The organism is Limimaricola variabilis (genome assembly GCF_014195545.1).
GTDB classification, from domain to species: Bacteria; Pseudomonadota; Alphaproteobacteria; order Rhodobacterales; family Rhodobacteraceae; genus Limimaricola; species Limimaricola variabilis.
This window is the reverse complement of sequence record NZ_JACIBX010000009.1, coordinates 63,688-81,192: the sequence shown is the minus strand read 5'-3', so window position 1 is coordinate 81,192 and position 17,505 is coordinate 63,688. Positions and strand designations below refer to the sequence as shown.

Genomic DNA, 17,505 nt, shown 5'->3' with positions numbered 1-17,505 from the left:
CCTTCGAAACCAGATTATTTCAGCCGAAATTCCCCTACCCCGGTGGCAATTCTCCGCTAATTCCCCCATAAGGCGCCTTTTTCAACAGTCAGGAGATCGCTCCCACGTGACCGACACGACAGACAGAAAACTGCCATCGCTCGGACTGGCCCTGTTGCCGGTCGTTCTGACCTTGGGCCTACTCGGCCTGCAGCTCTTCTATTTCGGTGACTTCACGCCGCATATCCCGCTGGTCATCGGCCTCGCCATCACCGGCCTGCTGGGCGTCCTGCGCGGCCAGAAATGGACCGATATCCGCGAGGGCGTGTTCCACGTCATCCACGTCTCGCTGCCGTCGCTTTCGGTGCTGATCGTGGTTGGCATGATCATCGGCGTCTGGATCGCCTCGGGCACCGTGCCGACACTGATCTATTACGGCCTGACCCTTCTGAACCCCTCGATCTTCCTTGCCGCCGCGATGATCCTCTGTGCGGTCGTCTCGCTGTCGCTGGGCACCTCCTGGGGCACGGTCGGCACGATCGGCGTGGCGCTCATGGGCATCGGCGCGGGCTTCGGCATCCCGATGTACTGGACCGCCGGTGCGATCGTCTCGGGCGCCTTCTTCGGCGACAAGATCTCGCCGCTGTCGGACACCACCAACCTCGCCCCCGCCGTGACCGGCGTGAACATCTTCGACCACATCCAGAACATGCTGCCGACCACGGTGCCCGCGATGCTGATCGCGCTGGGCGTCTATATCGTGGCGGGCTACGGGCTGATCGAGCCGGCCGATACCTCGCTTGAGGCGATCACCCAGATCACCGCGCGGCTGGAGCAGGACTTCGCCCTCGGGCTGATCCCGCTGACCCCGGCACTGCTGGTCATCGGTCTCGCGCTGTTCCGCCAGCCGCCGCTGCCCTCGCTCTTCGCGGGCGTGCTGCTGGGTGGCATCATCGCCATGTTCCAGCAGGGCGTCGGCCTGCATGACGTGTTCACCTACGCGCAGTCGGGCTACTCGATCGAGACCGGCATCGCCGACATCGACGCGCTGCTGAACAAGGGCGGCATCCAGTCGATGATGTGGACCATCTCGCTGATGCTGATCGCGCTGGGCTTCGGTGGCGCGCTGGAGCGCACCGGCTGCCTCGAGGCGATCATCCTCGCCATCGTCAACCGGGTGAAGAGCTTTGCCGCGGTGCAGTCCTCGGCCATCGTCACCTCGTTTGCCACCAACGTGGTTGCGGGCGATCCCTACATCTCGATCGCCCTGCCGGGCCGGATGTATGCGCCGCTCTATCGCGGCATGGGCTACTCCACGCTCAACCTGAGCCGCGCCACCGAGGAAGGCGGCACGCTGATGAGCCCCCTGATCCCGTGGAACGCCGGCGGTGCCTTCGTGATCACCGCGCTGGGCCTCGGCATCATGGACGGCAACATGGAGAACCTGCTCTACATCCCGCTGGCCTTCGCCTGCTGGACTGCGCCGGTGATCGGTATCTTCTACGCCGTCACGGGGCTGTTCTCGCCCAAGGCCTCCGACAAGGACCGCGCCAACTGGGCTCGCGACAACGAGGACGTCATGGACCTCTCCGGTCACGACCACCTCGGCGACCCCGGCCCCGCCAAGGAAGCCATGCCGGTCTGAACCAGGCCTGCAGACGACCCAAAAGCCCCGCTTCGGCGGGGCTTTTTCATGTCGGGGTACAGGGGTTCACTTCGCGGCGCGAGCGCCTAGGTGAAAGGAGATCCAATCACGGGAGGCGATCATGGCCGGAGGCTGGGCCCGCGACGGCGCGGTGGAAGAGCAGATCGAGGCCTCGATCAATGACGAGCTGAAGCGCATGCAGGCGCGGCGCGGCCCGGTCGGTGAAAGCGCGACCCATTGCGCGGAATGCGACGAGGAGATCCCCGAGCGGCGACGCGAGGCGATCCCCGGCGTGAAGCTCTGCATCGAGTGTCAGCAGGGGCGCGATGCCCGGCCGCAAGCCCGCGGCGGCATCAATCGGCGTGGATCCAAGGACAGCCAGCTGCGCTGAACAAGGAGAGCGGCTCCGCGGATTCGGGGAAGCATGACCGGAACGGACGCCCGGAGTTCAGACCGCGCCGCCGACATCGTCAGGGGCCACCGCGCTCGCCTTGACGATCGCCCAGACCCCCTGCCCCGGCTCCAGCCGGAGCGCCCGGGCCGAGCGGCGTGTGACCCGCGCCAGCAGCCGGTCGCTGCCGCATAGCAGGCCCACCGCCACGCCTTCGGGGCCCTCGTCGAGGGCAGTGACCTCGGCGGGCAGGATATTGAGGGCGCTCAGACCCTGCGGCTTCTCGCGGGCGAGGATCACGTCCTGCGCCGAGATGCGCAGCCGCAGATGGGTGCCGATGCCGCCGAGCCGACCAGGCAGCACGATCCGTCCGCCGGACAGCGCCAGCTCCGTCAGCCCGTCGATCCGGTCGAGCCCGGCGATCCGCGCCCGCACCACCGCGCCCGCCTCCTGCGCGCCGATCATGCCGACCGCCGCCGGGTCGGACAGCACCTCGGCGACCGCCCCCGCGCGCAGCACGCGGCCCGCCTCCATCACCACCACCGTGGTGGCCAGTCGCGCGACCTCGGAGGCAGCGTGGCTGACATAGAGAATCGGCAGCCCGGCCTCGTCGCGCAGCCGCTCGAGCCAAGGCAGGATCTCGGCCTTGCGCGCCGCGTCGAGCGCCGAGAGCGGCTCGTCCATCAGCAGGATGCGTGGATCGCTCATCAACGCGCGCCCGATCGCCACGCGCTGCCGCTCACCCCCCGAAAGCGCGGCAGGACGACGCTCGAGCAGCCCCTCAAGCCCGAGCATGGCGATCACCCGGTCGCGGTCGTGGCGGCCGCCATAGGCGAGGTTCTTTTCCACCGACATGTGGGGGAACAGCCGCGCATCCTGAAACACGTAGCCGACGCGGCGACGATGCACCGGCACGTCGACCCGCGCCGCCCGGTCATAGAGCACCGCTCCGTCAACTTCGATCCGCCCCGCATCCGGTCGCAGCAGCCCCGCCACGGCATTGATGACGCTGGTCTTGCCCGAGCCCGAGCGGCCGAACAGCGCGGTGACGCCGGGCAGCGCCTCGAACTCCGCGTCAAGATCGAAGGCGCCGAGTCGCTTTTTCACGTGAATCGCGATCATGCCGCCACCCGCCGCGCGATCCGCCGCGACAGCCATTCCGAGGCCAGAAGCGCGCCCATGGCCAGCGCGATGGAGACCGCCACGAGCCGCAGCGCCGCGCCCTCGCCGCCCGGCATCTGCAGGAATGCATAGATCGCGGTCGGGATGGTCCGGGTTTCGCCGGGGATGTTCGACACGAAGGTGATGGTGGCACCGAACTCGCCCATGGCCTTGGCGAAGGCGAGGATGGCGCCCGCCACCACGCCGGGCAGCGCCAGCGGCAGCGTCACGGTGGCGAAGACCCTGAGCCGCGACGCGCCGAGCGTCGCCGCCGCCGCCTCGAGCCCCGGATCGACCGCCTCGAAGGCAAGCCGCATCGGCCGCACCATCAGCGGAAAGGCCATGATCGCGGCAGCGAGTGCCGCGCCGGTCCAACGAAAGGCGAAGGACACGCCGAGCGGCTCGAGCAGCGAACCCAGCGGGCCCTGCCGCGAGAAGGCGATCAAGAGCAGGTAGCCGGTCACCACCGGCGGCAGGATCAGCGGCAGATGCACCAGCCCGTTGAGAAGCTGCCGCCCCGGAAACCGGCCCTTGGCCAGTGCCAGCGCGCAGAGCAGCCCGAGCGGAAGGCTCGCCGCGACGGCGGTGGCCGACACCTTGAGCGACAGCCGCACCGCCTGCCATTCCTCGGGACCGAGCCAGTCGATCACTCCGGCGCCTCCGCCTGCGGCGGCCGGGTGAAGCCCGCCTCCGCGAAGATCTCGCCCGCCAGCGGGCCGGACAGGAAGTCTAGAAACGCCGCCGCGTCCTCATCCGCCCCGGCCACGAGGGCGGCCGGGTAGAGGATCGGCGGGTGGCTGTCTTCGGGAAACTGACCCACCACGCGCACCCGCGGCTCCTCATGCGCGTCCGTGGCGTAGACGATGCCATAGGGCGCGGCACCGCTGGCCACGAGCGCCAGCGCGGCGCGCACGTTCTCGGCCTGCGCGACGCGCGGCGCGACCTCGTTCCATAGATCGAGGCTCTCCAGCGCCGCGCGGCCGTATTGGCCGGCCGGTACCGCGTCGACCAGTGCCATGGCCAGACGGCCATCGCCCAGAAGCGCGGGAAGGTCGAGATCGGGGCCGATCGTCACCGGCTTAGCGTGCGGCTCGGCGACGAGCACCAGCGCGTTGCCCATAAGGTCGCGACGGCTTTCAGGCTGGATCAGCCCGTCTTTTGCCACCTCGTCCATCCATTCCGTGCTGGCCGAGACGAAGAGATCGGCTGGGGCACCGGCGGCGATCTGGCGCGCCAAGGCCGAGCTGCCGGCATAGGACACGGTCACCGGGGCGCCGCCCTGCGCCTCCCAGACCTCGATGGCGCGGTCGAGCGGGCCGCCAAGACTCGCCGCCGCGAAGGTCAGTATCTCGGCCCGGCCGAGACCGGGCGAAGCCGCCAGCAACGCTGCGAGCAGGATTCCGGTGCGCATGTTTCTCCCCGTCTGACGCTTCCCTCTCGCATCCCCCGACCCTGCCCCGCAAGGGTGCGGCTCAGACCCATGCCACCAGCCGCGACTCCAGCGTCGCAACGCGGTCGCGCAGCAGATCCGGCAGGAGACCCGGGCGCGGCGGGTCGACCAGCGTGGTCAGCCACTCTGCCGGCGGCCGCTTGACGCGTTTCTGGTTGCCCCATTCCAGAGCCCGCAGCACCGCCTGCGCCGGTTCCGGCAGCCGGTCGGGCAGCGCGTGACCTGCCAGAACACCCCATGCCGCCGTCCAGAGGCGACCGACGCCCCAAGGGTTGTAGCCGCCGCCGCCCAGCAGCAGGAAACGCGGCGCAAGCGGCATGAGCGCGCGCAACACCGACAGATGGGCATGGCCTGACATGGCGAGCCGCGACTGCGGGTCTTCTTCCAGCGCGTCGGATCCGCATTGCAGCACGATCGCATCCGGCCGGAACGCGGCAACGGCGGGGAGGATCACCCGGTCCCGCGCCAGCGCCATCGCGTCATCGCCGGCACCGGACGGCAGCGGCAGGTTGAAGACCTGCCCGGAGCCGACATCCTCCAGCGCGCCGGTGCGGGGCCATCGGTTCTCCTCATGGGTCGAAACGAGAAGCGTGTCGGAATCGCGTGCGAAGGCCGCCTCGACCCCGTCGCAGTGATGCGCGTCGATATCGACATAGGCGACGCGCCGCGCGCCATGATGCCTGAGGGACAGGATCGCGAAGACCGGGTCGTTGAGATAGCAAAAGCCGTTGGCGCGATCGGGCAGCCCGTGATGGGTCCCGCCGCCCGGCAGATGCAACCGCCCGCCATCGCGCAGCAACTCGCCTGCCAGCAGCGCCCCGCCCACACCGGTGGCGGGGCGGCGATACATCTCGGGAAAGACCGGGTTGGCCGGCGTACCGAGCTGGTGGCGCGCGCGGGTCTCGCCGGCGACCTGTTGTGTCTCCTCGGCCGCCAACAGGGCCGAGACATAGTCCGGCGTGTGAAAGGCGTGCAGCGCCGCCGGTCGGGCACGCGGGCTGCGGATATAGGCCGCATCGGGCAGCCAGCCCAGCGCGCGGGCGAGGTCCATGACGGTCGAGACCCGCGGCACCCGCAGCGGATGCCAGGCACCATAGGACGATCCCCGGTAGATCTCGGATCCGATGAAACGCGCTCTTGTTGTCATGCCTCGTTCCCCACCCGCACCCTGCGCGTTCGAACGCGGCGCCATCGCCACGTCGCCGCGGCCGGGGCGCGCCCATGTCTTGCCAGCCCCTGCCCGCTCATGGAACCACTGGCAGACCTTAAGCGGCCCCGAGAGACCCCATGATCCAGCACCCGCTCCGCGTCGCCAAGCGGCACCAGCGCATGGGCCGAACCCAGTTCGCGGCCCTGCCCTGGCGCGTGGCCGGCGATTCGATCGAGATCTGTCTGATCACCAGCCGGGGGCGTGGCCGTTGGATCCTGCCCAAGGGTTGGCCAATGGACGGTGCTACCCCGGCCGAGGCGGCGGCGGCCGAGGCGCGCGAGGAAGCCGGGCTCATCGGCCTGCCGGAGGATCGCTGCCTCGGCATATGGTCCTATGTGAAGGGCAGCGGCCGCAGCGGGCGGCCGCATTTCGCCATGGTTTTTCCGGTCCGGGTCACCCAAGTGCTCGCGGACTGGCCCGAACGCGGCGAACGACGCCGCAAGTGGTTCACCCGCGAGGCAGCCGCGGCCAAGCTCTCCGCGCCCGAGCTGCGGCAGATGGTGCTCGGCTTCGACCCCGCACCGCAGCGCCCGCGCATGACGGAGGCGGACCCGCCCCCGGCCTCGTGAAGCGCGGCACTTTGCACCTTTCCGCCTCTGCGCCTATCTGATGGCTATCAGACCAGGATTTCTGCCGATGATCCGTTACGACCTCACCTGCCAGAACGGCCACGCCTTCGATAGCTGGTTCGCCTCCGCGAGCGCCTATGACGCGCTCGAGAAGGCCGGGCAGCTCTCCTGCGCGGTCTGCGGCGACGCGCGGGTGAAGAAGGCGCTGATGGCGCCCTCGGTCAACGAGAACGCCACTGCGCCGAAGCGGCGGCTGTCGGAACCGGGCAGCCCGCTCGAAAAGGCGATGGCCGAGCTGCGGCGCAAGCTGGAGGCGAATTCCGACTATGTCGGCGATACCTTCGTGCGCGAGGTTCGGTCCATGCATGAAGGCAAGACCCCCGAGCGGGCGATCCATGGCGAAGCCCGCCCCGAAGAGGCGCGGCGGTTGATCGAGGACGGGATTCCGGTCGCGCCGCTGCCTTTCGCGCCCAAGCGCCGGACCAACTGATCCTACCTCCATTGCCCTCGCGTCGCCCGGCCGCTATGGAGGCGCCGGAATCTGCGCGGGGAGAGCCATGTCGGTCCTGGTGATGAAATTCGGCGGCACCTCGGTCGCCACGCTCGATCGGATCCACCGTGCCGCGAAACGCGTGGCCGTCGAGGTGGCCAAGGGGCACGAGGTGATCGTGATCGTCTCGGCGATGGCCGGCAAGACCAACGAGCTGGTTGGCTGGGTCAATGAGACCTCCCCGATGTATGACGCGCGCGAATACGACGCCGTCACCTCCTCGGGCGAGAACGTGACCGCGGGCCTGATGGCGCTGCGGCTTCAGGAAATGGATATCCCGGCGCGCAGCTGGCAGGGCTGGCAGGTGCCGGTGCAGACGACGAGTGCCCATGGCGCCGCGCGCATCGAGGACATCCCGCCCGAGAACATCCGCGCCAAGTTCGCCGAGGGCATGAAGGTCGCCGTGGTCGCGGGCTTTCAGGGCGTCAGTCCCGAGGGCCGCATCACCACGCTGGGCCGGGGTGGCTCGGACACCACGGCGGTGGCCTTCGCGGCCGCCTTCGACGCGGTGCGCTGCGACATCTACACCGACGTGGACGGGGTCTACACCACTGACCCGCGGATCTGCGAGAAGGCCCGCAAGCTCGATCGCATCGCCTTCGAGGAGATGCTGGAGCTGGCCTCTCTCGGGGCCAAGGTGCTGCAGACCCGCTCGGTCGAGCTGGCGATGCGTTACAAGGTGAAGCTGCGCGTGCTGTCGAGCTTCGAGGAACAGTCCGACGATGCGGGAACGCTCGTCTGCGACGAGGAGGATATCATGGAAAGCAACGTGGTCGCCGGTGTCGCCTATTCCCGCGACGAGGCCAAGATGACGCTCATCTCCGTGGCCGACCGGCCCGGCATCGCCTCGGCGATCTTCGGCGCGCTCGCCGATGCGAGCGTGAACGTGGACATGATCGTCCAGAACATTTCGGAAGAGGGTCGCACCGACATGACCTTCTCCTGCCCCAACGACCAGGTGATGCGCGCCGAGAAGGCGGTCGAAGCCGCCCGCGAGCGTGGCGACATCCGCTTCAACGACCTCGTCACCGACACCGGCGTGGCCAAGGTCTCGGTCGTCGGCATCGGCATGCGCAGCCATACCGGCGTCGCCGCCGACATGTTCAAGGCACTTGCCGCCGAAGGCATCAATATCAAGGTCATCACCACCTCGGAGATCAAGATTTCCGTACTGATCGACCGGAAATACATGGAACTCGCCGTGCAGGCCCTCCATGATGCCTTCGGGCTGGACAAGGCCGCCTGACCGGGACGACTCCCCCCAGGGTACGGGCGGCGAAGGGGCGGCGATGGTCGATCGACAGGTAGAATCCGAGAGCCGCAAGCTGCTGGGGCGCCTTTCGGCCGTGATGGCCGAGGGCGGCGCGGGCCAGGCGCGGCTCGACCGCATCGTCGGGCTGATTGCCTCCTCGATGAAGACCGAGGTCTGCTCGATCTACCTGTTCCGCGACGCCGAGACCCTCGAGCTCTGCGCCACCGAGGGTCTCAAGGCCGAATCCGTGCACCAGACAAGGATGCGACTCGGCGAGGGCCTGGTCGGCCGCACCGCCCGCACCCGCCAGGTGGTCAACACCGCCGACGCCCCCGCCGAGCCGGGCTTCCGCTACATGCCCGAGACCGGCGAGGAACGGTATTCCAGCTTCTGCGGCGTGCCGATCCAGCGCCTGGGCGAGCCCTTGGGCGTGTTGGTGGTGCAGTCCAAGGCGGCGCGCGAATTCACCCCCGACGAGGTCTATGCGCTCGAGGTCGTGGCCATGGTGCTGGCCGAGATGACCGAGCTGGGCGCCTTCATCGATACCGGTGCCGCGCTCTCAGCGCGTCACCAGCAGGCGGTGATGTTCAAGGGCACTTCCGGCCAGGAGGGCGCGGCCGAGGGCCATGTCTGGCTGCACGACCCCCGCGTCGTCGTCACCAACCCGATCGCCGACGACCCGGCGATCGAGCTGGAGCGGCTGCGCCAGGCCGTGGACAAGCTGCGCGTCACCGTCGACGAGATGCTCTCGGGGGCGACGACCGCGAATGCCGATCAGGTGCAGGTGCTCGAGACCTATCGCATGTTCGCCAATTCGCGCAGCTGGATGCGGCGCATGGAGGAGGACATCGAAAGCGGGCTCTCGGCCGAGGCCGCCGTGGAAAAGGAGCAGTCGCTGGCGCGTTCGCGGATGAACCGCTCGGGCGATCATTACATGCGCGAGCGGCTCTCGGATCTCGACGATCTGTCGAACCGGCTGCTGCGCATCCTGACCGGACAGGGCCGCGACACCGGCGCCGAGATGCCCGACGACCCTGTGCTGGTTGCGCGCAATATCGGCCCCGGCGAGCTTCTCGAATACGGCAAGAAGCTCAGGGGCATCGTGCTCGAAGAGGGCTCGGTCGGCTCCCACGCCGCGATCGTCGCCCGGGCCTGGGCGATTCCGCTGGTGATCCATGCGCGCAACATCACCCAGGAGGCGCTGAACGGTGACGTGATCCTGGTCGACGGCGATCAGGGCGTGGCGCATCTGCGGCCCGAGGAGACGGTGAAGACCGCGTTCCGCGACAAGATCGCGATGCAGGCCCGTGCGCTCGAACGCTATGCCTCGATCCGCGATCTGAAGGCCACCGCGCTGTGCGGCAGCACGATCTCGCTGCACATGAATGCCGGACTGATGGCCGACCTGCCCTCGCTCAAGGGCTCGGGCGCCGAAGGGGTCGGGCTGTTTCGCACCGAGCTGCAGTTCCTGATCCGCAACAAGATGCCCAAGCGCGCCGAGCTCTCGGCGCTCTATGCGCGGGTGATGGACGCGGCGGACGGCAAGCGCGTTGCCTTCCGAACGCTCGACATCGGCTCGGACAAGGTGCTGAGCTACATGAAGCCCAATGACGAGCCGAACCCGGCGATGGGCTGGCGCGCGGTGCGGGTCGGGCTCGACAAGCCCGGCGTGCTCAGGATGCAGCTGCAGGCACTGATCCGCGCCGCGAATGGCCGCCCGCTATCGGTGATGTTTCCCTTCATCACCCTGCCGGCCGAATTCTATGCCGCGCGCGAGGAATTCGAGAAGGCGATGGCGCGCGAGCGCATCCTCGGCCATGCGCTGCCCGAAACCATCGAGGTCGGCGCCATGCTCGAGACGCCGAGCCTCGCCTACGCGCCAGACTGCTTCTACCACGAGGTCGACTTCCTCTCCGTGGGCGGCAACGATCTCAAGCAGTTCTTCTTCGCCGCCGATCGCGAGAACGAGCGGGTGCGCCGCCGCTACGATACGCTCGACGTGAGCTTCCTGAGCTTCCTCGACCACATCCTCTCCCGCGCCAAGGCGGCCGGCACGCCGATCTCCTTCTGCGGCGAGGATGCGGGACGGCCGATGGAGGCGCTGTGCCTCGCCGCCCTTGGTTTTCCGATGCTGTCGATGCGCCCGGCCTCGGTCGGACCGGTCAAGCACCTGATTCGGCACTGCAACCTCAAGGCGCTGCGCGGTGTCATCGAAGAGGCGCGGGCCGAGGGCGCTGCATCGGTGCGGCCGGCTGTGACCAAATGGCTGACCTCGCAGGGCTGGCTGATGTGACGACTTGAACCGCCCTCCTCACTTCCATATATCCAGAAAAATGGAAATGAGGAGACGGCCATGTCCGACCTGCCCAATCTCGACCGCGACCGGCTGGAGCCGATCGACCCGGCGCTCTACGCCGCCCCCGGCGATCCGGGCCACGCGCCGCGCATCCTGATCCTGTATGGCAGCCTGCGCACCCGCTCCTTCTCGCGCTTCGCCGCCGAGGAGGCCGCGCGGCTGCTCGAACATCTCGGAGCCGAGGTGCGGATCTTCGACCCCACCGGCCTGCCGCTGCCGGATGCCGAACCTGCCGACCACCCCAAGGTCGCCGAACTGCGCGAACTCGCGGACTGGTCCGAAGGCATGGTCTGGTCCAGCCCCGAGCGGCATGGCGCGATGACGGGCATCCTCAAGGCGCAGATCGACTGGATCCCGCTCTCGTTGGGCAGCGTGCGGCCGACCCAGGGCAAGACCCTCGCCCTGATGCAGGTCTGCGGCGGCTCGCAGAGCTTCAACGCCCTCAACCAGATGCGGGTATTGGGCCGCTGGATGCGCATGGTGACGATCCCCAACCAGTCCTCGGTCGCCAAGGCGTGGGACGAGTTCGACGAGGCCGGGCGGATGAAGCCCTCGCCCTATTACGCGCGGATCGTCGACGTGATGGAGGAGCTGGTGAAGTTCACCTACATGACCCGCGGCCGTCCCGCCCTGACCGACCGCTACTCCGAGCGGGTAGAGAGCCACGCGGCGCTGTCGAAGCGGGTGAACACCGGTAGGATCTAGCGCCGCGCCGGCATACGGCGGCGGTCGAGCGCCGCGTGGAAGGCCTCGAGCACCGCCGTCTCGCCATGGACGCGCGCCAGCCGCCGCAGCCCGAAATGGACATGTGCGATCTCAACGTAATAATCGATGAAAGCGTAATTCGTGCCCGCACCGGCCGCGGCGCCAAGGATCGGCACGGCTTGGCCTGCAAGCTTCTGTCCCAGCACGGTGGCAAAGCGCGGCGCCACGCGCGAGATCAACCGGTTCACGGCGACGCCTGAAAGGCCGAGCCTCGCGCCGAGAAAGGCGGTGTCGACGCCGTCGTCATCCTCCTCCGTGCCCCCGGCGCCGAACACGCGCAGGCATTCGGCCCGAGTTTCGGCGCTGGCAGGATCCTCGCCATTGGCCTCGGCCACGCGCTGGACGGCGCGAAAGATCATCGTGGTGGCGACCGGCAGTTCGGCCAGCGCCGTGGTCATTCCGCCTAGGCCGCCCAGCGCCCCCGACAGCGTGCACATGAACCGCGCCGCCCGGTCCGAGCCGAAGGCTGCCTCGAGCACGGCCGCGCCATTGCCAGGGGCGCGGGTGCGTTCGGCCATGTCGTAGCTGCGCGTCAGCGCGGCCCGTGCCGCCGCCTCGATCCGCGCCCGGGCGGGCTTTGGCAGCATCCGGATGCCGCCCTCGACACGATTGCCGGCCAGATTGATGATCCGTATCAGCCCGCGCCCCGCGCGCGCCTGACGTTCGGCCAGCGCCGTGATCTCGTCCTTCACCGCCGCATCGAGCGGCGCGGGGGGATGTTCGGGATTGATCTCGCGCATGACGGGGCTCATGCGCCGATATCTGGGATGCCCGGGGCGGTTTTCAATCCACTGCGCGCGTCACTTCGCCCGCGATCCCGTCCCAGCCGCCCTCCACGAGCTCGAGCCCGAGCACGCGTTCGGGATTGGTCGGCGGCGGCATGACCACGCCTTCGAGCCGCGCGAAGCCGAAGCGGGCGTAATAGGGCGCGTCACCGACGAGCATCATGCGTGGATGGCCCAGATCGCGTGCCCGGGCGACCACCTTGTGGATCAGCAGCGCGCCAAGGCCTTCGCCCTGACGGGTCGGGTGCACCGCGACCGGCCCCAGAAGCAGCGCGGGTACCTCGTCCACGCGCACCGGCCAGGTGCGGATCGCCCCGGCCACCTCGCCCGCGCGGCCGCGCGCCACGAGGCACAGCGCCGCCTCCGGCGGCACTCCGTCACGCAAGCGATACGACGACAGCGCCTCGCGTCCCGGTGCGAAGCACAGGTCGTAGAGAGCTTCGACCTCGTGGAAATCCCCGGGCGCCTCGCGCGCGATCTCGGCCATGCGTCACTCCCGCCCCCGCGGCGAAGCGCGCCGCGCGCCGCGCCCTAGCATGGCGGGGGCGCGGTGCAAACCGCCTCAGGCGGCTGGACCGACGCAGGCCGGGCCGCTACCTCTCGGTACAACTGAAAAGGAAAGCGCGATGTTCTACCGCCCCGAGAATGGCCACGGCCTGCCGCACAACCCGTTCAACGCCATCGTCACGCCCCGCCCGATCGGCTGGATCTCCACCCGTGGCGCCGATGGATCGGAGAACCTCGCCCCCTACTCCTTCTTCAACGCCGTGGCCTACGTCCCGCCGCAGGTGATGTTCGCCTCGACCTCGGCCAAGGAGGACCGAGACTGGTCCAAGGACAGCATGTCCAACATCCGCGAGACCGGCGTGTTCTGCGTCAACATCGTCGAATACGCGGCGCGCGACGCCATGAACGCGACCTCCGGGCCGTGGCCGCGCGGCACCGACGAATTCGAGCATGCCGGCATCGAGCGGGCGGAATGCGAGACCATCCCCTGCTCGCGCGTGGCGTCGGCGCCTGCATCGCTTGAGTGCAAGCTGCTCCGCTTCGTCGAGCTGGAAGGCGAGATGAACGTGATGGCGATCGGCGAAGTGACGGGCGTGCACATGCGCGACGACTGCCTCGTCGATGGCCATTTCGACGTGACCCGGTTCCAGCCCTTGGCGCGGCTCGGCTACCGCGACTATGCCCGGGTGACCGAGCTGTTCAGCCTCAAGCGGCCCGCCGACTGAACGCAAAAGGCGGCCCGCCAAGGGGCCGCCTCTCGATTTTCGCAAAGGCCGGTGGGCTCAGTGCCCGCCGCCCAGCGCGCCGAGCCGGACGTCGTAATCGACCGCCAGACCGTAATTCGGATCGTCATCGCTCTCGACCACGAGCTGGCCCGCCCGGCGCAGAAGCGCGTGGCAGTCCGGCGACAGGTGGCGCAGCACCAGCCGCTTGCCGGCATTGGTGTAGCGCTCGGCCATCGTCTCGATCGCCGCCAGCGCCGACTGGTCGGCGACGCGGCTGTGCTCGAAATCGACGATCACGTGGTCCGGGTCGTTTTCGACCTGGAACAGCTCGGAAAAGCCATCGGCCGAGCCGAAGAAGAGCGGGCCCTGTATCTGGTAGACCTTGGCGCCGTCCTCGGTGCGGAAGGTGCGTGCGCCGATCCGGGTCGCGTTCTGCCAGGCATAGGCCAGCGCCGAGACGATGACGCCCGCCACCACCGCGGTGGCGAGGTCGGTCAGCACGGTGATGACCGTGACCAGCACGATGACGATGGCATCCACCCGCGGCACCCGGCGCATCACCCGGAAGCTGTTCCAGGCGAAGGTGCCGATAACCACCATGAACATCACGCCGACCAGCGCGGCGAGCGGGATCTGCTCGATCACAGGGGCGGCGAAGAGGATGAAGCACAGAAGGAAGATCGCGGCCGAGGCGGCGGCAAGACGGGTGCGGCCGCCCGAGGAGACGTTGATCATCGACTGGCCGATCATCGCGCAGCCGCCCATCCCGCCGAAAAAGCCGGTGACGACGTTGGCGATGCCCTGGGCCACGCATTCTTGGCTGGCGCCGCCGCGCTTGCCCGTGATCTCGCTGACGAGGTTGAGCGTCAGCAGGCTTTCGATCAGGCCGATCGCCGCGAGGATAAGCGCGTAGGGCAGGATGATGCCGAAGGTCTCGAGGTTGAGCGGCACCATCGGGATCGAGAACTCGGGCAGCCCGCCCGAGATCTGCGCGAGGTCGCCGACGCGCGGCACCGGCAGGCCGAAGCCGATCACCAGCGCGGCCACAATGCCGATGGCGGCGAGCGGCGCGGGGATCGCACGGGTCAGGCGCGGCATGATCCAGATGATGAACATCGTGAGCGCCACCAGCGCCAGCATCAGCACCAAGCGTCCACCGCTGAGGAAGCCGCCGGTCTGGGGGTCGTGGAACTGCTCAAGCTGCGACAGGCCAATCACGATGGCCAGGCCGTTGACGAAGCCGAGCATCACCGGATGCGGCACCAGCCGCATGAACTTGCCCAGCCGAAAGATGCCGGCGAGCACTTGCAGGATGCCCATCAGCACCACGGTGGCGAAGAGATACTCGACCCCGTGCTCGGCGACGAGGCTGACCATGACCACGGCGAGCGCGCCGGTTGCGCCAGAGATCATGCCGGGCCGGCCGCCGATCAGTGCCGTGATCAGGCCGACCAGGAAGGCCGCGTAGAGACCGACGAGCGGATTGACTCCAGCGACGAAGGCGAAGGCCACCGCCTCGGGCACCAGCGCCAGCGCCACCGTCAGCCCCGACAGGATCTCGGTCTTGTAATCGGCGGCGCTGCCGGGCAGCGCCGGTGCGTTCTCGGAGGAGACGGCATTGGCCAGCACGGCCAGCGGGGATCGGCTCATCGGCTCACTTTCGCGGACAGGTTCGTTCGGGATGCGGTCGCGGCATAGCCCAGCGCGCCCCGCGACGGAACCCGCAAACGCGCCGTTTCCCCGAATCGGGCTTCGCAAGCGGCCCTGCACGCCCTATGAACGCGCCGCCCGTCCCTTGGGGACACGTACAGCCGCAATACAAGGAGCCGTCATGGCCCATGTGACCGACTACATCCGCACCATCCCCGACTTCCCGCATGAAGGCATCATGTTCAGGGACGTCACCACGCTCTTCGCCGATCGCGACGGGCTGCGGCTCGCCATCGAGGGGCTGGTCACGGCCTGCGAAGGGCTCGAGATCGACACGGTGGCGGGTCTCGAAGCCCGCGGCTTCATCCTAGGCGGGGCGCTTGCCGACCGGCTCGGCACCGGCTTCGTGCCGATCCGCAAGAAGGGCAAGCTGCCCGGCAAGACCATCGAGCAGGCCTACAGCCTCGAATATGGCGAAGCGGTGGTCGAAATTCATGACGACGCGCTGCATGCCGGCCAGAAGGTGCTCTTGGTCGACGATCTGCTGGCCACCGGCGGCACGGCCGAGGCGGGGATCCGGCTGATCGAGCGGCTGGGCGCCGAGGTCACGGCCTGCGCCTTCGTGATCGATCTCAGGGAGCTGGGCGGCCGGAAGCGGCTCGAGGGGCTGGGTCAGCGGGTCGAGGCGCTCTGCGCCTATGAAGGGGCCTGAGCCCATCTCGCAGACGTGAAGCTTGGCGGCACGCCGCGCGCAACTGCGGGGCGTGCTCCAGCGTTTGATGTCCACGAAGCGAGGTGCGGCGATGGTCGCCGCGCCTGCCGCGATTGAGGACGTCCCCAATGGGTGAATTCATCGACAAGACCAAGGCCGCCGCCAACAAGGCCGCTGGCTCCGCCAAGGATGCCATCGGCGAGGCGACGGGCGACGAGCGGCTGCGCTCCGAGGGCAAGGCACAAAAGGCACGCGGCACGGCTCAGAACGTCTCGGGTTCGATCAAGGGGGCGTTGGGCGACGATATCTGATCACGTCTCCCCAAATCCCGGCTCCGCGTGAGCCCGAATGGCCGCAGCGGTGCGGCCATTCGCATGTCGGGCCTCAGCCCCTCAATACCGCGCCCGGATTGAGGATACCGTTCGGATCGAGCGCCGACTTGATTGCGCGCATCATCGACAGCTTCACCGGGTCGCCGTAGCGCTCCAGATCGCCGACCTTGAGCCTCCCGATGCCATGCTCGGCGCTCACAGAGCCGCCGAAGCCATGCGCGAGGTCGTGGACGATCTCCTTCACGCGCGGGCGGATGTCGTCGAACTCCCGCCGGTCCCGTCCTTTCGGCGGGAAAACGTTGTAATGCAGGTTGCCGTCGCCCAGATGGCCGAAGCAGTTGATCCGCACCTCGCCCACTTCCTGCAGCGCCGAGCCGCCTTGCGCGATGAAGTCCGGCACGGAGGAGAGCGGGACGGAGATGTCGTGCGAAGAGATCGAGCCGATGCGGCGGTTGGCCTCGGGGATCGTCTCCCGCACCGCCCAGAGCGCCTGGGCCTGAGCCTCGGACGAGGCGATCACCCCATCCTCGGACAGCCCCTTCTCGAGCGCTGCTTCGAAGATCGCGGCGAGGCTGTCCTCGGGACGCAGCCCCTCGGGCAGGCCCAGTTCGATCAGCACCATCCACTCCGGCAGCGGATCGAGCGGTACGCGCGCGTCTAGACCCGCCTCGATCAGGAACTCGGGGCCTTGCCGGTGCATCAGCTCGAACGCGGTGACGTTGTCGCCGACCCGGTCGCGCGCCAGCGCCAGCAGATCGAGCGCGGCCCGGGGCGAGGCCACCTGCAGGAGCGCCGTGCCGGAGGCCGCGGGCACCGGCGCCAGCTTCAGCGCCGCGGCGGTGATGACGCCCAGCGTGCCCTCCGCGCCGATCATCAGGTCGCGCAGGCCGTAGCCGGTGTTGTCCTTGTAGAGCCGCGTCAGCCCGTGCCAGATCTCGCCCTGTGCTGTGACCACCTCGAGCCCGAGGCATTGCGCCCGCGCATTGCCGTAGCGCAGCACGTTGAGCCCCCCCGCATTTGTCGACAGGAGCCCGCCGATCCGGGCCGAGCCTTCCGAGGCAAGCGAGAGCGGGAACATGCGCCCGGCGTCGCGCGCGGCCGCCTGCACCTCGGCCAGGATTGCCCCGGCCTCGGCGACGATGACATTCTCGGAGGGGTGGACCGCGCGGATCGCGTCCATCCGGGCCAGCGACAGGATCACCGGCGCCGCGCCATCCTGCATCACCTGCCCGCCCACGAGGCCGGTACCGCCGCCATGCGGCACCACGCCGACGCGCGCCGCGTGGCAGGCCCGCAGGATCGTGGCCACCTCCTCGGTCGAGTTCGGTGCCAGCAGCAGCCCCTGCCCCGTGTAGCGGCCCCTCGGCTCCTGCAGATGTTCCGGCCCCGCCTCGCGGAACGTGGCCGCGGGCAGGTGCGCGCGGAGCGTGTCGAGGAATGCAGGCGTGGCGGGGTTCAGCATGGCA

18 protein-coding genes are annotated in these 17,505 nt (G+C 68.8%); 10 read left to right on the top strand and 8 right to left on the bottom strand.

The genetic code is table 11. The annotated features are described in order from the left end of the window. The first annotated feature begins 106 nt into the window (after nt 1-106). Nucleotides 107-1,624, top strand: a complete 1,518-nt coding sequence (nhaC, locus tag FHS00_RS12400) for a Na+/H+ antiporter NhaC (RefSeq protein WP_183474063.1) — start codon at nt 107-109, stop codon at nt 1,622-1,624. Between the two features lie 121 nt (nt 1,625-1,745). Next, nucleotides 1,746-2,015, top strand: a complete 270-nt coding sequence (locus tag FHS00_RS12395) for a DksA/TraR family C4-type zinc finger protein (RefSeq protein ID WP_183474060.1) — start codon at nt 1,746-1,748, stop codon at nt 2,013-2,015. A gap of 57 nt (nt 2,016-2,072) precedes the next feature. On the opposite strand, the gene modC is transcribed toward FHS00_RS12395, so the two are convergent. From modC to FHS00_RS12375, 4 genes are all read right to left on the bottom strand, one after another. Next, nucleotides 2,073-3,137, bottom strand: a complete 1,065-nt coding sequence (gene modC / locus FHS00_RS12390) for a molybdenum ABC transporter ATP-binding protein (RefSeq protein WP_183474057.1) — start codon at nt 3,135-3,137, stop codon at nt 2,073-2,075. Beyond that, entirely contained in the window at nt 3,134-3,823 is a 690-nt protein-coding gene (modB, locus tag FHS00_RS12385; RefSeq protein ID WP_183474331.1) for a molybdate ABC transporter permease subunit, read from the bottom strand. Before modB ends, modC begins: the two co-directional genes overlap by 4 nt. Further along, nucleotides 3,823-4,587 (bottom strand): molybdate ABC transporter substrate-binding protein, encoded by a 765-nt coding sequence (modA, locus tag FHS00_RS12380; protein WP_183474054.1) that lies wholly within the window; start codon nt 4,585-4,587, stop codon nt 3,823-3,825. The genes modB and modA overlap by 1 nt, the downstream gene beginning before the upstream one ends. A 61-nt stretch (nt 4,588-4,648) precedes the next feature. After that, complete coding sequence (locus tag FHS00_RS12375) at nt 4,649-5,773, bottom strand: acetoin utilization protein AcuC (RefSeq protein WP_183474051.1); 1,125 nt, start codon at nt 5,771-5,773, stop codon at nt 4,649-4,651. A gap of 140 nt (nt 5,774-5,913) precedes the next feature. Here FHS00_RS12375 and FHS00_RS12370 point away from each other — a divergent pair, with 140 nt between their 5' ends. The 5 genes from FHS00_RS12370 to arsH all read left to right on the top strand — a co-directional run bounded on the left by FHS00_RS12370 (nt 5,914) and on the right by arsH (nt 11,268). After that, a complete protein-coding gene (locus FHS00_RS12370) occupies nt 5,914-6,405 on the top strand; it encodes an NUDIX hydrolase (RefSeq protein WP_183474048.1) in 492 nt (163 codons plus the stop codon). Nucleotides 6,406-6,472: 67 nt separating this feature from the next. Next, nucleotides 6,473-6,895 (top strand): DUF1178 family protein, encoded by a 423-nt coding sequence (locus FHS00_RS12365; RefSeq protein WP_183474045.1) that lies wholly within the window; start codon nt 6,473-6,475, stop codon nt 6,893-6,895. A gap of 67 nt (nt 6,896-6,962) precedes the next feature. Next, on the top strand, nt 6,963-8,201 hold the full coding sequence (locus tag FHS00_RS12360; protein WP_183474042.1) for an aspartate kinase: 1,239 nt from the start codon (nt 6,963-6,965) through the stop codon (nt 8,199-8,201). A gap of 43 nt (nt 8,202-8,244) precedes the next feature. Then, the gene (locus FHS00_RS12355) at nt 8,245-10,500 is read left to right on the top strand and encodes a phosphoenolpyruvate--protein phosphotransferase (RefSeq protein ID WP_183474039.1); all 2,256 of its coding nucleotides are present in this window, start codon (nt 8,245-8,247) and stop codon (nt 10,498-10,500) included. A 60-nt stretch (nt 10,501-10,560) separates the two neighbouring features. Further along, the gene (arsH, locus tag FHS00_RS12350; protein ID WP_183474036.1) at nt 10,561-11,268 is read left to right on the top strand and encodes an arsenical resistance protein ArsH; all 708 of its coding nucleotides are present in this window, start codon (nt 10,561-10,563) and stop codon (nt 11,266-11,268) included. Here arsH and FHS00_RS12345 read toward each other — a convergent pair. After that, nucleotides 11,265-12,080: an EcsC family protein gene (locus FHS00_RS12345; protein WP_246391295.1), complete on the bottom strand. Its 816-nt coding sequence runs from the start codon at nt 12,078-12,080 to the stop codon at nt 11,265-11,267. The genes arsH and FHS00_RS12345 overlap by 4 nt on opposite strands. 31 nt (nt 12,081-12,111) lie before the next feature. Continuing rightward, a complete protein-coding gene (locus tag FHS00_RS12340; protein WP_183474020.1) occupies nt 12,112-12,600 on the bottom strand; it encodes a GNAT family N-acetyltransferase in 489 nt (162 codons plus the stop codon). Between the two features lie 139 nt (nt 12,601-12,739). On the opposite strand from FHS00_RS12340, the gene FHS00_RS12335 reads away from it, so the two are divergent. Then, nucleotides 12,740-13,345, top strand: a complete 606-nt coding sequence (locus tag FHS00_RS12335) for a flavin reductase family protein (protein WP_183474017.1) — start codon at nt 12,740-12,742, stop codon at nt 13,343-13,345. A 57-nt stretch (nt 13,346-13,402) separates the two neighbouring features. Here the strand turns inward: FHS00_RS12335 and FHS00_RS12330 are convergent, their stop codons facing one another. Continuing rightward, nucleotides 13,403-14,995 carry a SulP family inorganic anion transporter gene (locus tag FHS00_RS12330; RefSeq protein ID WP_183474014.1) on the bottom strand — a complete coding sequence of 531 codons (1,593 nt, stop codon included), beginning with the start codon at nt 14,993-14,995 and terminating at the stop codon, nt 13,403-13,405. A 181-nt stretch (nt 14,996-15,176) separates the two neighbouring features. Here FHS00_RS12330 and FHS00_RS12325 point away from each other — a divergent pair, with 181 nt between their 5' ends. Together FHS00_RS12325 and FHS00_RS12320 are read left to right on the top strand one after the other, a co-directional pair. Next, on the top strand, nt 15,177-15,707 hold the full coding sequence (locus tag FHS00_RS12325; RefSeq protein ID WP_183474012.1) for an adenine phosphoribosyltransferase: 531 nt from the start codon (nt 15,177-15,179) through the stop codon (nt 15,705-15,707). A gap of 128 nt (nt 15,708-15,835) precedes the next feature. Next, nucleotides 15,836-16,018, top strand: coding sequence for a CsbD family protein (locus FHS00_RS12320; protein ID WP_183474009.1), 183 nt, complete (start codon nt 15,836-15,838; stop codon nt 16,016-16,018). Between the two features lie 73 nt (nt 16,019-16,091). Here FHS00_RS12320 and FHS00_RS12315 read toward each other — a convergent pair whose 3' ends face one another. Then, nucleotides 16,092-17,501, bottom strand: coding sequence for an FAD-binding oxidoreductase (locus FHS00_RS12315; RefSeq protein ID WP_183474006.1), 1,410 nt, complete (start codon nt 17,499-17,501; stop codon nt 16,092-16,094). Nucleotides 17,502-17,505 lie beyond the last annotated feature (4 nt).

What these genes read in the sequence shown, in the direction of transcription:
- FHS00_RS12395 (WP_183474060.1), top strand. Translation starts at nt 1,746, where the DNA reads ATGGCCGGAGGCTGGGCCCGCGACGGCGCGGTGGAAGAGCAGATCGAG.
- modC (WP_183474057.1), bottom strand. Translation starts at nt 3,137, where the DNA reads ATGATCGCGATTCACGTGAAAAAGCGACTCGGCGCCTTCGATCTTGAC.
- modA (WP_183474054.1), bottom strand. Translation starts at nt 4,587, where the DNA reads ATGCGCACCGGAATCCTGCTCGCAGCGTTGCTGGCGGCTTCGCCCGGT.
- FHS00_RS12375 (WP_183474051.1), bottom strand. Translation starts at nt 5,773, where the DNA reads ATGACAACAAGAGCGCGTTTCATCGGATCCGAGATCTACCGGGGATCG.
- FHS00_RS12370 (WP_183474048.1), top strand. Translation starts at nt 5,914, where the DNA reads ATGATCCAGCACCCGCTCCGCGTCGCCAAGCGGCACCAGCGCATGGGC.
- FHS00_RS12365 (WP_183474045.1), top strand. Translation starts at nt 6,473, where the DNA reads ATGATCCGTTACGACCTCACCTGCCAGAACGGCCACGCCTTCGATAGC.
- FHS00_RS12360 (WP_183474042.1), top strand. Translation starts at nt 6,963, where the DNA reads ATGTCGGTCCTGGTGATGAAATTCGGCGGCACCTCGGTCGCCACGCTC.
- FHS00_RS12355 (WP_183474039.1), top strand. Translation starts at nt 8,245, where the DNA reads ATGGTCGATCGACAGGTAGAATCCGAGAGCCGCAAGCTGCTGGGGCGC.
- arsH (WP_183474036.1), top strand. Translation starts at nt 10,561, where the DNA reads ATGTCCGACCTGCCCAATCTCGACCGCGACCGGCTGGAGCCGATCGAC.
- FHS00_RS12345 (WP_246391295.1), bottom strand. Translation starts at nt 12,080, where the DNA reads ATGAGCCCCGTCATGCGCGAGATCAATCCCGAACATCCCCCCGCGCCG.
- FHS00_RS12340 (WP_183474020.1), bottom strand. Translation starts at nt 12,600, where the DNA reads ATGGCCGAGATCGCGCGCGAGGCGCCCGGGGATTTCCACGAGGTCGAA.
- FHS00_RS12335 (WP_183474017.1), top strand. Translation starts at nt 12,740, where the DNA reads ATGTTCTACCGCCCCGAGAATGGCCACGGCCTGCCGCACAACCCGTTC.
- FHS00_RS12330 (WP_183474014.1), bottom strand. Translation starts at nt 14,995, where the DNA reads ATGAGCCGATCCCCGCTGGCCGTGCTGGCCAATGCCGTCTCCTCCGAG.
- FHS00_RS12325 (WP_183474012.1), top strand. Translation starts at nt 15,177, where the DNA reads ATGGCCCATGTGACCGACTACATCCGCACCATCCCCGACTTCCCGCAT.
- FHS00_RS12320 (WP_183474009.1), top strand. Translation starts at nt 15,836, where the DNA reads ATGGGTGAATTCATCGACAAGACCAAGGCCGCCGCCAACAAGGCCGCT.
- FHS00_RS12315 (WP_183474006.1), bottom strand. Translation starts at nt 17,501, where the DNA reads ATGCTGAACCCCGCCACGCCTGCATTCCTCGACACGCTCCGCGCGCAC.